Here is a 14,482-nt window from a genome sequence, read left to right on the forward strand (position 1 = left end):
CACAAAGGCTTCCCGCTTGTCGCATAATGTATGTGAATTCCAGAAAAAACCTGGTCAGAAGGGGGTTGGTCGGTCCCATTTCCTCGGGCACATGCCTTACAATGAGCAAGTCGGCACCGGGGTGGGGAGGAAGTCATGGAACGCGGGAACGGCAGCGCGGGAGGGCCGATCACCGGCAGCCTGCTCTATCGATTGCTCAAGCCCAATGCGGCCTCCCTGGGCTACGGGCTCTTCCTCGCCATCAACGCGGCCAGCGTCTGGGGCGGCGTGTTTCCCTTCCTGCCCCTGGAGTTTCAGACCCGCGGCATCATCTTCTGGTTCTTCCTGTGCCAGTCCCTCGTGTTCTCCCTGAGCTACCTCGCCAGTCTGCTGGGATCCTACTTCCTGCCCCGGGCCACGCGGAGCTTCCTCGTGCAGTTCACCATCGCCCCCTACTTCCTCGGATGGTGCTGCCTCATCGGGGCCATCTACTTCGACGGCTGGGCCCTTCGGCTCGTGGCCGCGGGCGGCGCCCTTCTGGGCCTCGGGTCGGCGGGGTTCTACATGCTCTGGCAGCGGCTCTTCGCCTCCATGGCCTCGGAGGAAGGGGATCGCAACCTCATCGGCGGCACGGTGTGGGGCGCGGTGTTCTACTTCGCCCTCTATCTCATTCCCGTGGCGGTGACCGCCTTCCTCATCCCGCTCGTGTTCTTGCCCCTGTTCGCCCTGGCCATCGTTCTTGAGAGCCGCGACATCAACCGGGACCAGCCGATGTTCGAGGATGTGCCCCGGGAGCATCCCCAGGTGTACCGCCGCGTCATCGGCGACTACTGGCGCAGCGCCCTGTGCGTGGGGGCGCTCGGGTTCTGCACGGGCATCATGCGCTCCCTGGCCGTGGGCAACCCCTCCGTGGGCTCGCTCGTCAACGTGCTGTCCATGGCCGCGACCCTCGTGGCGGCCCTCGCCCTGCTCATCGCCTGGCGCCACCAGGACCTCCACATGGATGTGGTCGGGGCCTACCAGGCGTTCTTCCCCTTCGTCATCACGTCGTTTCTGCTGTTGCCCTTTCTCGCGCCCGAGTACGAGCGGTGGCTCGCGGCGGTGCTCTACGCGGTGTACAGCGTGTTTACCGTGCTCATGATGATCCAGTGCGCCCAGGCCTCGCGCAACCGCGGCATCAACCCCGTCTTCATCTACGGCTTCTTCGGCTGCATCGTCTACATGCTCCATGACGTGGGTTTCCTCGGAGGCACCTTCGCCGAGGGCATCCGCTATGCCGGCATCGCCCCCTTGGCGGGCATCGCTTTGGCGGCGGTGTACCTGCTCGGGCTCATGTACTTTGTGGGCCAGGGCGGCTTCCGGCGCCTGTTCTCGCGCCGCGCCGCCGAGGAGCCGGCCGGCTGCAGCGCCCGGTCCACGGGCATCGAGCTGGTGGCCCTCCAGCCCCGGGCCCCGAAGACCCGACCGGGCCAGGCGCCCCCGGTCTACCAGGACCGCATGTCGAAGCAGGCGGCCCTGGTGCAGCGCCACTACCGCCTGAGCGCCCGGGAGACCGAGGTCATGGAGCTGATCGCCCGGGGCAACACCGTCGCCCGCATCGCCGAGGATCTCGTGGTGTCCGAGAACACCATCCGTACCCACTGCCGGCGGCTCTACGCCAAGCTCGGCATCCACAAGAAGCAGGAGCTCCTGGATCTCGTCGGCTCCTTCGATCCGGCGGAATTGGGGGAGGAGGGATAGGGCGTTGCGTGTCCGATTTCCGATTCTTTTCTCGGTTGGGGAATTCCGCCCGTCGCCGCGGGGCCCAAGCGCATACAATAGGAGCGTTGTGCCCCAGCGTTGGAAAGGACGGACGCCCATGCGCGTGAGCATCGGAAGCGACCACGCCGGCTTCGAGCAGAAACAGGCCCTCGTGGATTACCTGAAGGGGAAGGGCGTCGAGGTCGTCGACCGCGGTCCTGCCAACGACGATCGGGTGGATTACCCCGACTACGCCGCGCCCGTGGCCCGTGACGTGGCCGACGGCGCCGCCGACTTCGGCGTGCTTGTGTGCGGCACCGGCATCGGCATGGCCATGGCCGCCGACAAAGTGCCCGGTGTGCGCGCCGCCAACATCATCAACCCCGAGTTCGCCGCCCTGTGCCGCGAGCACAACGACGCGAACGTCATCACGCTTTCCGGCCGCTTCGTGCCGCTGGAGGAGAACGAGCGCATTCTGGACGCGTTCTTCGCCACCCCCTTCGGCGAGGGTCGCCATGCGGGGCGGGTGGAGAAGATCATGGCTCTTGAGGAGTAACAAGCCCCGTTGACTTCCTGGGGCGAACCCGGGAGAACGCGTGATGCTGGAATATTGAGATACAAGTTTGATGCGTGGATACACCTATAAAGGGAAGGAACGATGTTATGGCTTTGGAATTTCTCGCCGGGGAAGACCCTCAGGTAACCGAGTGCCTGCGGGCCGAGTTGGCGCGCCAGCGCGGCAGCGTGGAGCTCATCGCGTCGGAGAACTTCACCTCCCGCGCCGTGATGGAGGCCGTGGGCAGCGTGCTCACCAACAAGTACGCCGAGGGCTACCCGGGCCGTCGCTATTACGGCGGCTGCGAGAAGGTGGACATGGTGGAGGATCTGGCCCGCGATCGCGCCTGCGAGCTGTACGGCGCGAAGTACGCCAACGTGCAGCCCCACTCCGGCGCCAGCGCGAACTTCGGCGCCTATCTTTCCATCATCGAGCCCGGTGACACGGTGCTCGGCATGAGCCTCGATCACGGCGGCCACCTCACCCACGGCAGCCCGGTGAACTTCTCGGGACTGCTGTACCACATCGTCTCCTACGGCGTGGACCCGGAAACCGAGGTCATCGACTACGACGAGGTGGAGCGCATCGCCAAGGAGTGCCGTCCGAAGGTGGTTGTGGCCGGCGCCTCGGCCTACCCGCGCTTCATCGACTTCGAGCGCATGGCCGAGATCGCCCATTCCGTGGGCGCCTACCTCATGGTGGACATGGCCCACATCGCCGGTCTCGTGGCCGCGGGCCTGCACCCGAGCCCGGTGCCCCATGCCGACATCGTCACCTCCACGAGCCACAAGACCCTGCGTGGCCCGCGCGGCGGCTTCATCCTCACCAACTCCGACGAGCTGGGGGCCAAGATCAACAAGGCCATCTTCCCCGGTGCCCAGGGCGGCCCGCTCATGCATGTCATCGCCGGCAAGGCCGTGGCCTTCGGCGAGGCCCTGCGCCCTGCGTACCGCACCTACATGGAGTCGGTGGTGGAGAACTGCCGCACTCTCGGCCAGGGCATGATCGACGGCGGCCTGCGCCTGGTGTCCGGCGGCACCGACAACCACCTGTGCCTGGTGGACCTCACCGCCTCCGACATCACCGGCAAGGACGCCGAGAAGCTGCTGGAGAGCGTGGGGCTCACGGTGAACAAGAACTCCATTCCCAACGAGCAGCGCTCGCCCTTCGTGACGAGCGGCATCCGCGTGGGAAGCGCCGCGGCCACCACCCGCGGATTTACCGCCGAGGACTTCTACGAGGTGGGTCAGCTCATCGCCACCACGGTGTTCAACGCCGCCGACGAGGCCAAGCTCGCCGATGTGCGCCGCCGCGTGAACGCCCTGCTGGACGCCCACCCGCTGTATCCGGGACTGGAGTACTAGACATTGATATATCATACTAATGTTCTATAATCCTATTTCGAGTTACTGAGAGGAGCGTGGCCATGGCGGAAATCGTTTCATTTTCTTCATTGAAGACACTAGAGAATAGCTGCATCGGCAATACGCATTTTTATAGCGAAGATGCATTGGATTGCTATGGACATTGGCCCGCCCCGACTATGATTCACATTGACGGTCCCTATGGAATCGGAGGTTTTCCGGGTGATCCTACGGAGTATGCTGCTCTCCCAAGTGCCTATTACCAGCATGTTGCAGCTTGGTCTCGCTTTGCCAGAGCGAATACTACGCTCTGGTTTTGGGGAACGGAATTGGGTTGGGCAACGGTTCATCCTCTGCTCGAACAAGCTGGATGGCAATATGAGGAGCTATGTATCTGGAATAAGGGCCTTTCTCATATTGCTGGTAATGTCAATTCAAAAACTATCAGGGGAGTGCCAGTTGTAACTGAAGTATGTGCTCGTTACACGTGGAAAGCCAGGCTTCCGTCGGGAACGGGGAAGAGCGTGTCTCTTCAGGAATGGATGCGGGAAGAGTGGCTGAGATCGGGAGTCCCACTTTGTCGCGCAAATGAGGCCTGTGGTGTGAAAAATGCGGCAACGAGAAAGTATCTTACAAAGGATAAACTATGGTACTTTCCTCCTGCTGAGATGATGGTGATGATGGCTCGATATCTGAAGGCTCATGGAGCGCCGACGACACGCCCCTACTTTTCTCTGGACGGGAAGAACCCCCTTACTGAATCGCAGTGGAACGGCATGAGGGCGAAGTGGAACCATAAGCACGGATACACGAATGTTTGGAATGTTCCGTCTTTGAACGGGAAGGAAAGGCTGCGTATCGAGGGATCGAAAAAGTCACTCCATCTTAATCAGAAGCCGGAGCAGCTGATGCGTTATCTCATAGAAACGACTACCGACGAGGGGGACGTGGTCTGGGATCCCTTTGCCGGCCTAGCCACCATGGGCGTCCAGTGCAATGCTCTTTCTCGGATATGCTATTGTTCGGAAAGTAATCCAGCTATTAGTGCGTTCGCCAAGGAGCGGCTGGAGAAATCTGTGCGAAAGGAGAAGAAATGTCGAGCGCTCTAGAGCCTTCTCCGGCATATTTGCCTGCACTTATTGATAAAACGAGCATGGATCTTTACAATGGCGTTCTCGCAGCTTTGATGGCGTTGCCTGCCTCCTTTTCCTTCCCTCATCCTATTAGTGGAGTGCGCGCAACCGATCTATTTAATTTGAATTCCCTCATAGGGGCGGCTATAGAGGACCAGGTAGTGGAGGCGCTGAATCGCTCTCGATCGGTCTGGGATCCCGATCACAATTGGGATGAGTGTGTATTTGAGCGACGCTCTCAGTCTTTTCCGGATGTGAGGCTCGTGCGAAGAGCTTTGGCTGGAGAGGAAGTTGTGCTTGGTATAGAACTCAAAGGCTGGTATACGCTTTCCAAAGAGCGTGTACCCTCTTTTCGTTACCAGGTGGCTCCTAATGCCTGCGCACCAATGGATGTTCTGTGTGTTGTTCCCTGGTATCTTGATAATGCTGTTAGTGGAGAAGCAAAAGTTCTTACGCCTTGGATTGTTCAAGCACGTTACGCTGCCGAATGGCGGGATTACTGGTGGACAGAACTGAGAACGAGTAAAGATGACGAGATCCGAAAAGGTATTGACTATCCGACCAATGTAAAGCCGTATCCCTCTAAAAGTGAAATGGCTCATGCGGTACCTAGAAATGACTCGGGCGGTAATTTCGGAAGACTTCCGCGCTGTAGGCCTCTCATGGATGCGTTTATTCAAGAAACGCTTGCTGAAGAAGTGCTGGGAATAGCTCTTGCTGACTGGGTAAGCTTCATTGCGCTCCATACCGATGGAGCAGACGCGGAGATAATCACGAGAGAACTGGCGCGAAAGCTTGCAGAGCGGCAAGGTGCGACATCTGATCTGAAGGCGGAAAGGGCGCTCGCCCTGCTCAAAGAACTCGTCGATGTCTTAGGATTGTAATAAGAACTGAAAGGAAGCGCGTTATGGAGTACAACGACCGCGTCGTCGTCATCGATCATCCCATGGTGCAGCACAAGCTGTCGAAGCTGCGCAACAAGAACACCTCCTCCAAGGACTTCCGCCAGCTCGTGCGCGAGTTGGCCCTGTTCGAGGGCTACGAGGCCACCCGCGATCTGGCCCTGGAGGACGTGAAGGTGGAGACCCCCATCTGCACGGCCGACTGCAAGCAGGTGGCGGGCAAGAAGATGGTGATCGTGCCCATCCTGCGCGCCGGGCTGGGCATGGTGGACGGCCTGCAGGAGCTCATGCCCTCCACCTTCGTGGGACACGTGGGCATGTACCGCGACCCCGAGACCCACGAGCCCCACGAGTACTACGCGAAGCTGCCCGACAGCATCGATCAGCGCGACGTGCTCGTGGTGGACCCGATGCTCGCCACCGGCGGATCGGCCGTGGCGGCTATCCAGTACCTGCGCAAGCAAGGCGTGAAGAACATCAAGCTCATGGTGCTCGTGGCCGCGCCCGAGGGTATCGAGGCGGTGCTTGAGGCCGATCCCGACGTGCGTATCTACACCTGCTCCATTGACGAGGGGCTGAACGACCGCGCCTATATCGTGCCCGGCCTCGGCGACGCCGGCGACCGTATCTTCGGCACGAAGTAGCAGGGGCGCGATGGGAAGGAGCACCAATGTCAGCAGATAACCGCCCCAGCTGGGACGAGTACTTCATGGGCCTGGCCAACCAGGTGGCCGAGCGCACCACGTGCCTGCGCCGCGGGGTGGGGGCCATCATCGTGAAGGACCGCCGCATCCTGGCCACGGGCTACAACGGCGTGCCCACCGGGCTGGCCCATTGCTCTGAGACCGGGTGTCTGCGCCAGCAGCTCGGCGTGCCGAGCGGCCAGCGCCACGAGATCTGCCGCGGCCTGCACGCCGAGCAGAACGCCATCATCCAGGCGGCCCGCTTCGGCACCGATATCGACGGTGCCACTATTTACGTGAACACCCAGCCCTGCGTCGTGTGCGCCAAGATGCTCATCAACGCTGGTATCAAGGAGATCGTGTACCAGAACCCGTACCCCGACGAGCTCTCCCAACAGCTTCTCGCTGAATCTGACATCCTCGTCCGCGAGTACACGGGGGAGTAGGGAAGTAGAACGCGCTCTTCAACCAAGGTTGAGTGGAGAGGGGTTCCGGGCGGCGCTCACCAAGCGAGTTCCGCAGCGAACAGAACAGGACTAAATGTCCTGTTCTGCCGAGCGAGGACTGTCTGAGCGACTGAGCGTTGCCCGGAACCCCGACCGAGGGGGGCGCAACCAAGTTTCGTGCACGTGCACAATTTTCCCAGATCACAGGGGCGTCCGACCACGCGAACTTTTCACCGCTCACCAATTAAAGGGTTGTCTCGGGCGCCATCTGTTGGCAAGCCGTTATCATACATTACGGTTTATTGGGTTTTCAGCGCGTAGGCGCCCAAACGGAAGCAGGGTATGGCACTGGCAATCGCACTCGGCGTGGCAGCGGGCATAGTGGGGTTCTCCCCGCTTGTTTTCGGTTTGTACCGGGTGAGACACATGACGGACTCGGGCAATTTCGGACATATGGGCGTGCTCATGGTCTGCCTTCTCATCTCGTTCATCCTCATGTTCGCCGCCGCCCTCCTCTGCATCTCACTGGCCCGCGATCTCGCGCTGCCCTTCGTCCTGTCGGAAGCCGTGGCGCTTTCGCTCACCGCCATTGCCTTCGGCGTGAGCAAGCTGGTCCGGAAATAGCATAGGAAAGGTTGATACGTGGACGCTCTTTCAACTCTCTCGGCTGAGGTGCCCCATCTCCAGGCATCCTTCGATCCCACCGTCGTGTTCGGCGGGGTCACCCAGTACATTGTCTGGATGGTCATCTGCTGGATCATCACCTGCGCCATCGTGCTCGTGGTGGCCAAGAAGCTCACCCTCATCCCCACGAACAAGTTCGTGAACACCGTGGAGTACGGCTACCAGTTCGTGCGCAACGACATGGGCGAGGGCATCATCGGCCACGGCTTCAAGAAGCACGTGCCGTTTCTGGCCACCATGTTCTTCTTCATTCTCGTGTCGAACTTCGTGGGCCTCATCCCCGGCTGCAAGACCCCGACGGGCACCATCTCGGTGACCTGGGCACTGGCCACCATCTCCTTTATCTACTTCAACGTCTGGGGCATCAAGGCCAAGGGCGGTTTGGGCTACCTGAAGTCCTTCGCTCCGGCCGGGTTGCCCAAGCCCATGGTGCCGGTCATCTGGTTCCTGGAGCTCATCTCCACCTGCATCCGCTGGCTGACGCTGGCCGTCCGACTCTACGGCAACATGTTCGCCGGCCACATGGTGCTCGGCATCTTCGCCCTGGCCTCCAGCGTGTTCCTCACCGTGGGCATCCAGGCGCTCGACCCCGTTTCCAGCGTGCTGTCGCTGCCCTGGTTCCTGCTGCTCATCGCCATGTACGCCCTGGAGACGCTCGTCGCCTTCCTGCAGGCCTACGTGTTCACGGTGCTCTCCGCGGTCTACATCCAGATCGCCACGTCGGCCCACTAGGGCGCACCGATCTTAAGCGTCCCTGCGGCGCCGGGAGGTTGGAAGGCCCCCGCACCCCCCATTGGGTTAAGCCGGCTCCTCCAAAGCCGGAGACCATATCCGTTAAGTGTTTTTGGGAAACAGGCTCAAAAACGACCTTTAAGGAGGAAATTGTGGAAACTGTTTTCGTCATCGCTGCGCTGAAGCTCGTCGGCTATGGCCTGGCCACCATCGGCCCTGGCCTGGGCATCGGCATCGCCTGCTACGGCTGCTGCGTGGGCACCGCCCGCCAGCCCGAGGTGGGTGGCCGTCTGTTCACCAACTTCATCATCGGTGCCGCTCTGGCCGAGGCTCTGGCCCTCATCGGCTTCGTGCTCGCGTTCATCCTCTAAATCCGGCACGTATTCAATTCGGAAAGCCTACGTATAGGCAAGAAAGAGGTATGCACGTGAAGACAAGAGCGAACAAAGCAGTTGCCCAGGCCGCCTTCGGTGCCCTGGCTCTGAACGCTGCTTTCCCTGCGCTCGCGTTTGCTAGCGAAGAGGAGTCCGGCGGCCTGTCCGCCATTCTCCCCGACATGGCGGAGTTCATCCCCATGCTCATCGCCTTCATCATCCTGTGGATCATTCTCGCGAAGTTCGGCTGGCCCATGTTCGCCGGCATGCTCGAGAAGCGCGAGAACACCATCCGCGAGGCTCTGAAGAAGTCCGAGGAGGCTCAGATTGAGAGCGAGCGCGTGCTTGCGGAGTACCAGCAGCAGCTGGCCGACGCCAAGACCCAGTCGGCCCAGATCATCGCTGATGCCCGCGCGGTGGGCGAGGCCGTGAAGGCCGACATCACCGCCCAGGCCCAGACCGAGGCGGCCGACATGATCGCCAAGGCCAAGGCCGCCATCGAGGCTGAGAAGAAGGCCGCCGTGGCCGAGCTCCAGTCCTCGATCGCCGACACGTCCGTGGACGTGGCCGCCCGCCTCATCGGCGAGGATCTCACCGAGGGCGAGCATCGCGCGATCATCGAGCGCTACGTCAAAGAGGCTGGGAGCTTCAATGGCAACTAATCGTCTCGTCGTCAAAGAGGAAGTCGCCGTCTTCGCGTCGGTGCTCTTCGACAGCGCCAACGGGGCCGGCGGCCAGGAGGCCGTGCTTCAGGTGCGCGAGCAGATGGCCGAGGTCATCCGTCTCATGCGCTCCGATCTGGACCTCACCATGGCGCTCTCGAACCCGGATTTCACCCCCGAGGCGCGCCGGGCGCTGGTGGAGAACGTATTCGCCGAGTGCCATCTGGCGTTTCGCGAAGTGCTGGCGGTCATGGCCGAGCGTGGCCAGGCCGACCTGCTGCCCCGGGTGAACGACGAGTTCCGCGCCCTGCTGGGCGAGCGATTGGGAATCTGCGTGGTCGACGTGACCACCGCGGTGCCCCTTGACGACGGGCTGCGCCAGCTTATTACGGAAAAAGCCGAAGCCGATCTGGGGAAGAAAGCGGTGCTGCGCGAGCGCATCGATCGGTCTATCTTGGGCGGCATCATCATGGACGTGGATGGGAACTACATCGATGCGAGCATGATCTCGCAGCTGAACCGCGCCCGCAACGTCCTCAAAGACACAACAGATGGAGGTGAATGCTAGTGACTGAAATCACCGCACAGTCCATTGACGCCGCGCTGAAGAAGCAGCTGGATCAGCTGAATGTCAGCGTCGAGTCCCGCGAAGTGGGCACGGTCATCCAGGTCGGCGACGGCATTGCGCGCGTCGACGGTCTCCGCGATGCCATGGCCGGCGAGCTGCTCGAGTTCATCGGAGAGGGCGGCAAGACCGTGTACGGTCTGGCCCAGAACCTCGAAGAGGACGAGGTCGGCGCCGTGCTTTTGGGTGACGTCACCGCAATCAAGGAAAACGACCAGGTTCGCACGACCGGTCGTATCGTGGAGGTTCCCGCCGGCGAGGCCATGCTCGGCCGCGTGGTGAACCCGCTCGGCATGCCCATCGACGGCAAGGGCCCCATCAAGACCGAGGCCACCCGCCCCGTCGAGTTCAAGGCCCCGGGCGTTATCTCCCGCCAGCCGGTGAACGAGCCCATGCAGACCGGCATCCTGGCCATCGACTCCATGGTGCCGATCGGTCGCGGCCAGCGCGAGCTCATCATCGGCGACCGCCAGACCGGCAAGACCGCCATCGCCATCGACGCCATCATCAACCAAAAAGATCAGGACATGATCTGCATCTACGTCGCCATCGGCCAGAAGGCCTCCACGGTGGCCGGCGTGGTGGAGACCCTCGAGCGCCACGGCGCCATGAAGAACACCATCATCGTGGCCGCCACCGCCTCCGATTCCGCTCCGCTGCAGTACATCGCGCCGATGGCCGGCGCCGCCATGGGCGAGTACTTCGTCTACAATGGCGCCAACGGCCAGCCGGCCGGGCCTGAGAACCGCGGCCGCGCCGTGCTCATCGTCTACGATGACCTGTCCAAGCAGGCCGTGGCCTACCGCCAGATGTCGCTGACCCTGCGCCGTCCGCCCGGACGCGAGGCCTATCCCGGCGACGTGTTCTACCTGCACTCTCGCCTGCTGGAGCGCGCGGTGAAGATGTCGGACGAGAACGGCGGCGGCTCCATGACGGCTCTGCCGATCATCGAGACCCAGGCCGGCGACGTGTCCGCCTACATCCCGACCAACGTGATTTCCATCACCGACGGTCAGATCTTCCTGCAGACCGACCTGTTCTTCCAGGGCCAGCGCCCGGCCGTCGACGTGGGCATCTCGGTGTCCCGCGTGGGTGGCTCCGCGCAGATCAAGGCCATGAAGCAGGTGGCCGGCTCCCTGCGTCTGGATCTGGCGTCCTACCGCGAGCTGCAGGCCTTCACCCAGTTCGGTTCCGACCTGGACAAGGCCACCCAGGACCAGCTGACCCGCGGCTCCCACATGACGGAGCTTTTGAAGCAGGGCCGCTACAATCCGATGCCCGTCGCCGAGCAGGTCATCGCCATCTTTGCCGGCAACGAGGGCTTCCTCGACGATCTGCCGCTGGATGCCGTCGTCCGCTTCCGTACCGAGTTGCTCTCCTCGATCCGCGCCTCCAAGCCGGAGATCATCGAGACGATCAACAAGGAGAAGAAGCTCTCCGACGAGACCAAGGCCGCTCTGAAGGAGGCCATCGCCGCCTTCAAGCAGTCCTTCGACGCCACAGCGTAAGGTAGGTAGACCATGCCCAACCTACACGACATCGAACGGCGAATCAAATCCGTCACCTCGACGAAGCAGATCACGCGCACCATGGAAATGGTCGCCGCTGCCAAGATTCGCCGCGCTTCCGAGCGCGTGGACAACGCGCTCCCTTGGGCGGTCGCCATCTCAGACATGCTCATCAGCACGGCAAAGTACGCTCATCTGGATACGGAGCCGCTGCTGCAGGTCCACGACGAGGTGAAGCGGGTGCTCATCGTAGCCGTCACCTCCGACCGCGGTCTTGCCGGCGGCTTCAACACCAACGTGCTTCGCTATGTGGAGAAGCTCACGAAGGAAAAGCAGCGCGAGGGCGCCGAGGTGGAGGTGGCTGCCTGTGGCAAAAAGGCCATCGGGTACTTCACCTACCGCGGCATCGAGCCGGTGTTCTCCTTCGCGGGATACTCGGCCGATCCTGAGTTCGCCCAGGCCGCCGAGCTGTCCAGCTACGTGATGCAGGCCTATGCCGAGGGCAAGCTCGACGAGGTGTTCATCGTGTACAACCACGCGAAGAACGCCGCCGAGCAGTCCTTGGTGGAGCAGCAGGTGCTGCCGGTGAAGGAGGAGTCCTACGCGGATCTTCTGGGTCTGAAGGCCAAGGAGGAGGACGTGTTCAAGTCCTTCCGCGAGCGGGACGATTCCGCCATCCCGGGCGACATCGACTTCGAGCCGAGCACGGAGTCGGTCATGTCCTACATGATGAACGCCTACCTGAACAACGCGTTTTACTACGCGATGCTCGATTCCGCAGCGGGCGAACAAGGTGCCCGCCGCAACGCGATGAAGTCGGCCACCGACAACGCGAACGAGATGGTCTCCACCCTGGAGCGCGTGTACAACACCGTGCGCCAGGGCGCCATTACCACGGAGATCACCGAGATCGTGGGCGGTGCCGCAGCTTTGGAGGATTAAATGGCTGAAACTACTTCTACTGAAGCGGCCAAGGGAGGCGCTATCGGACGCATCGTGCGTATCGTCGGCGCCGTTGTGGATGTGGAGTTCCCGGCAGACGCCATGCCGGCCATCTACAACGCCCTGACCGTGAAGGCAACGACCCCTTCGGGCGAGGTTTCCACCGTGCTCGAGGTGCAGACGCACCTCCCCGGCGACATCGTCCGCACCGTCGCCATGACGTCCACCGACGGCATGGTGCGCGGCCTGGAGGCCCAGGACACTGGCGCCCCCATCATGATGCCTGTGGGCAAGGCGACCCTCGGCCGCATCTGGAACGTGCTGGGCGAGCCCGTGGACGGCAAGCCCATGCCCGAGGACGTGGAGTGGCGCCCGATTCACCATCCCGCGCCCCCGTTCGACACCCTGGTGACCACCACCGAGACCTTCGAGACCGGCATTAAGGTCGTCGATCTGATCGAGCCCTACGTCAAGGGCGGCAAGACCGGTCTGTTCGGCGGCGCCGGCGTGGGCAAGACCGTGTGCATCCAGGAGCTCATCAACAACCTGGCCCAGGAGCACGGCGGCACCTCCGTGTTCACCGGCGTGGGCGAGCGTACCCGCGAGGGTACCGACCTCTACCTCGAGATGACCGATTCCGGCGTTATCGAGAAGACCTGCCTGGTCTACGGCCAGATGAACGAGCCCCCGGGAGCCCGTCTGCGCGTGGGTCTGGCGGGCCTGACCGAGGCGGAGTACTTCCGCGATCAGGGTCAGGACGTGCTGTTGTTCATCGACAACATCTTCCGCTTCACCCAGGCCGGTTCCGAGGTGTCCGCTCTGTTGGGACGCATGCCCTCCGCCGTGGGTTACCAGCCCACGCTGGCCACCGAGATGGGTGACTTGCAGGAGCGCATCTGCTCCACGCAGACCGGCTCCATCACCTCGGTGCAGGCCGTGTACGTGCCCGCCGACGACCTGACCGACCCGGCCCCGGCCACCACGTTCACCCACCTGGACGCGAAGACCGTTCTGTCCCGCTCCATCGCCGAGCTGGGCATCTACCCGGCCGTGGACCCGCTGGAGTCCACCTCTCGCGCGCTGGATCCCGAGATCGTCGGCCAGGAGCACTACGACGTGGCCATGGGCGTGCAGCAGATCCTGCAGCAGTACAAGGACCTGCAGGACATCATCGCCATCCTGGGTATGGACGAGCTGTCCGAGGACCAGAAGCTGACCGTGAACCGCGCCCGTAAGGTGCAGAAGTTCCTGGGCCAGCCCTTCCACGTGGCCGAGGTCTTCACGGGCCTGCCCGGCGTGTACGTGAAGGTGGAGGACACGGTGCGCTCCTTCAAGGAGATCCTCGACGGCAAGTGCGACCACATCCCGGAGCAGTGCTTCGTGAACAAGGGCGCCATCGAGCAGGTCTACGAGGCTTTTGACGCCATGCAGAAGGACGGCAACTAATGGCCGTTATGCGCTGCACGGTGGCCCTTCCCGATCGCGCTCTGTACCAGGGTGAGATCTCCTACGCCAGCATCCCCGGGTGCGACGGCTACTTCGGCGTTCTGCCCGGTCACGAGCTGTCCGTCTCGCTCAACCGCGAGGGCGGTCTGGTGACGCTGACCATCGGCGAGAACGAGCAGGAGAAGAAGGAGTTCCTGGTCATGGGCGGCGCGACGTCGGTTCTCGACGACAAGGTGACGGTGCTCGCCCGGTTCGGATGTGCCGTGGAGGACATCGACGCTGAAGCCGTGAAGGCCGAGGCCGATGAGTGCCGCGCGATCATCGCCGAGCTGGAGAAGGTCGACGATGCGCAGGATCAGGCCACCCTCGTCACCAACCAGAAGAAGCTGGAGTGGTGCGAGGCGCAGCTGAAGCACGTGAGCGGAGCCGCCGCCTAGGGAGGCCCGCGACCCGCAAGGTCGTGCGGAGCCCTGAAGCAGCCCGCAGCATTTGAGCCTGTTTTGAGAGGGCGCCCCATCTGGGGCGCCCTCTCTCGTTGTGGAGGGGTCGCAGGCGGGAAGAGAGAAGGAATAGCGAGGGCGCTGTGATAGGCAAAGGTGATCGCAGTGCGGGCGGTCAGTCGCCGTCTCTTGGCAATCCACGCAAATCTCATGGTTTGTTCGCGCGGGAGAGGGCGGTGGGCTGGTATCATGGCACCCGAGCAATA

At 62.4% G+C, this 14,482-nt stretch carries 16 protein-coding genes; all 16 read left to right on the forward strand.

Annotated elements, in window-relative coordinates; genetic code table 11:
* The first annotated feature begins 135 nt into the window (after window positions 1-135).
* The 16 genes from F8D48_RS02420 to F8D48_RS02495 all read left to right on the forward strand — a co-directional run bounded on the left by F8D48_RS02420 (window position 136) and on the right by F8D48_RS02495 (window position 14,213).
* On the forward strand, window positions 136-1,719 hold the full coding sequence (locus F8D48_RS02420; RefSeq protein WP_151429821.1) for a helix-turn-helix transcriptional regulator: 1,584 nt from the start codon (window positions 136-138) through the stop codon (window positions 1,717-1,719).
* Window positions 1,720-1,837: 118 nt separating this feature from the next.
* Entirely contained in the window at window positions 1,838-2,275 is a 438-nt protein-coding gene (gene rpiB / locus F8D48_RS02425; RefSeq protein ID WP_151429822.1) for a ribose 5-phosphate isomerase B, read from the forward strand.
* Between the two features lie 107 nt (window positions 2,276-2,382).
* Window positions 2,383-3,639 (forward strand): serine hydroxymethyltransferase, encoded by a 1,257-nt coding sequence (gene glyA, locus F8D48_RS02430; RefSeq protein WP_151429823.1) that lies wholly within the window; start codon window positions 2,383-2,385, stop codon window positions 3,637-3,639.
* Window positions 3,640-3,701: 62 nt separating this feature from the next.
* A complete protein-coding gene (locus tag F8D48_RS02435) occupies window positions 3,702-4,748 on the forward strand; it encodes a DNA methyltransferase (RefSeq protein WP_151429824.1) in 1,047 nt (348 codons plus the stop codon).
* Window positions 4,733-5,656 carry a hypothetical protein gene (locus tag F8D48_RS02440; RefSeq protein ID WP_151429825.1) on the forward strand — a complete coding sequence of 308 codons (924 nt, stop codon included), beginning with the start codon at window positions 4,733-4,735 and terminating at the stop codon, window positions 5,654-5,656. The genes F8D48_RS02435 and F8D48_RS02440 overlap by 16 nt, the downstream gene beginning before the upstream one ends.
* Before the next feature lie 23 nt (window positions 5,657-5,679).
* Window positions 5,680-6,318 carry a uracil phosphoribosyltransferase gene (gene upp / locus F8D48_RS02445; protein WP_135970890.1) on the forward strand — a complete coding sequence of 213 codons (639 nt, stop codon included), beginning with the start codon at window positions 5,680-5,682 and terminating at the stop codon, window positions 6,316-6,318.
* A gap of 26 nt (window positions 6,319-6,344) precedes the next feature.
* Window positions 6,345-6,803, forward strand: a complete 459-nt coding sequence (locus tag F8D48_RS02450; RefSeq protein WP_151429826.1) for a deoxycytidylate deaminase — start codon at window positions 6,345-6,347, stop codon at window positions 6,801-6,803.
* Between the two features lie 342 nt (window positions 6,804-7,145).
* Entirely contained in the window at window positions 7,146-7,427 is a 282-nt protein-coding gene (locus F8D48_RS02455; protein ID WP_135970891.1) for a hypothetical protein, read from the forward strand.
* An 18-nt stretch (window positions 7,428-7,445) separates the two neighbouring features.
* Window positions 7,446-8,219, forward strand: coding sequence for a F0F1 ATP synthase subunit A (gene atpB / locus F8D48_RS02460; protein ID WP_135970892.1), 774 nt, complete (start codon window positions 7,446-7,448; stop codon window positions 8,217-8,219).
* Between the two features lie 152 nt (window positions 8,220-8,371).
* A complete protein-coding gene (atpE, locus tag F8D48_RS02465) occupies window positions 8,372-8,590 on the forward strand; it encodes an ATP synthase F0 subunit C (RefSeq protein ID WP_022739598.1) in 219 nt (72 codons plus the stop codon).
* A gap of 56 nt (window positions 8,591-8,646) precedes the next feature.
* Window positions 8,647-9,255: a F0F1 ATP synthase subunit B gene (gene atpF, locus F8D48_RS02470; protein WP_369872567.1), complete on the forward strand. Its 609-nt coding sequence runs from the start codon at window positions 8,647-8,649 to the stop codon at window positions 9,253-9,255.
* Window positions 9,245-9,823, forward strand: coding sequence for an ATP synthase F1 subunit delta (gene atpH / locus F8D48_RS02475; protein ID WP_151429828.1), 579 nt, complete (start codon window positions 9,245-9,247; stop codon window positions 9,821-9,823). Before atpF ends, atpH begins: the two co-directional genes overlap by 11 nt.
* Complete coding sequence (atpA, locus tag F8D48_RS02480; protein WP_205717313.1) at window positions 9,817-11,388, forward strand: F0F1 ATP synthase subunit alpha; 1,572 nt, start codon at window positions 9,817-9,819, stop codon at window positions 11,386-11,388. Before atpH ends, atpA begins: the two co-directional genes overlap by 7 nt.
* 12 nt (window positions 11,389-11,400) lie before the next feature.
* Window positions 11,401-12,330: an ATP synthase F1 subunit gamma gene (gene atpG / locus F8D48_RS02485; RefSeq protein ID WP_151429830.1), complete on the forward strand. Its 930-nt coding sequence runs from the start codon at window positions 11,401-11,403 to the stop codon at window positions 12,328-12,330.
* Window positions 12,331-13,776 carry a F0F1 ATP synthase subunit beta gene (gene atpD / locus F8D48_RS02490; RefSeq protein ID WP_151429831.1) on the forward strand — a complete coding sequence of 482 codons (1,446 nt, stop codon included), beginning with the start codon at window positions 12,331-12,333 and terminating at the stop codon, window positions 13,774-13,776.
* Window positions 13,776-14,213, forward strand: a complete 438-nt coding sequence (locus F8D48_RS02495; RefSeq protein WP_151429832.1) for a F0F1 ATP synthase subunit delta/epsilon — start codon at window positions 13,776-13,778, stop codon at window positions 14,211-14,213. Before atpD ends, F8D48_RS02495 begins: the two co-directional genes overlap by 1 nt.
* The last annotated feature ends 269 nt before the right edge of the window (window positions 14,214-14,482 follow it).

Origin of the sequence: Adlercreutzia muris (assembly GCF_008831045.1) — a bacterium.
GTDB classification, from domain to species: Bacteria; Actinomycetota; Coriobacteriia; order Coriobacteriales; family Eggerthellaceae; genus Adlercreutzia; species Adlercreutzia muris.

Excerpts from the sequence above, each read along its gene's own strand:
- F8D48_RS02420 (WP_151429821.1), top strand. The coding sequence starts at position 136 with ATGGAACGCGGGAACGGCAGCGCGGGAGGGCCGATCACCGGCAGCCTG.
- rpiB (WP_151429822.1), top strand. The coding sequence starts at position 1,838 with ATGCGCGTGAGCATCGGAAGCGACCACGCCGGCTTCGAGCAGAAACAG.
- glyA (WP_151429823.1), top strand. The coding sequence starts at position 2,383 with ATGGCTTTGGAATTTCTCGCCGGGGAAGACCCTCAGGTAACCGAGTGC.
- F8D48_RS02435 (WP_151429824.1), top strand. The coding sequence starts at position 3,702 with ATGGCGGAAATCGTTTCATTTTCTTCATTGAAGACACTAGAGAATAGC.
- F8D48_RS02440 (WP_151429825.1), top strand. The coding sequence starts at position 4,733 with ATGTCGAGCGCTCTAGAGCCTTCTCCGGCATATTTGCCTGCACTTATT.
- upp (WP_135970890.1), top strand. The coding sequence starts at position 5,680 with ATGGAGTACAACGACCGCGTCGTCGTCATCGATCATCCCATGGTGCAG.
- F8D48_RS02450 (WP_151429826.1), top strand. The coding sequence starts at position 6,345 with ATGTCAGCAGATAACCGCCCCAGCTGGGACGAGTACTTCATGGGCCTG.
- F8D48_RS02455 (WP_135970891.1), top strand. The coding sequence starts at position 7,146 with ATGGCACTGGCAATCGCACTCGGCGTGGCAGCGGGCATAGTGGGGTTC.
- atpH (WP_151429828.1), top strand. The coding sequence starts at position 9,245 with ATGGCAACTAATCGTCTCGTCGTCAAAGAGGAAGTCGCCGTCTTCGCG.
- atpA (WP_205717313.1), top strand. The coding sequence starts at position 9,817 with ATGCTAGTGACTGAAATCACCGCACAGTCCATTGACGCCGCGCTGAAG.
- atpG (WP_151429830.1), top strand. The coding sequence starts at position 11,401 with ATGCCCAACCTACACGACATCGAACGGCGAATCAAATCCGTCACCTCG.
- atpD (WP_151429831.1), top strand. The coding sequence starts at position 12,331 with ATGGCTGAAACTACTTCTACTGAAGCGGCCAAGGGAGGCGCTATCGGA.
- F8D48_RS02495 (WP_151429832.1), top strand. The coding sequence starts at position 13,776 with ATGGCCGTTATGCGCTGCACGGTGGCCCTTCCCGATCGCGCTCTGTAC.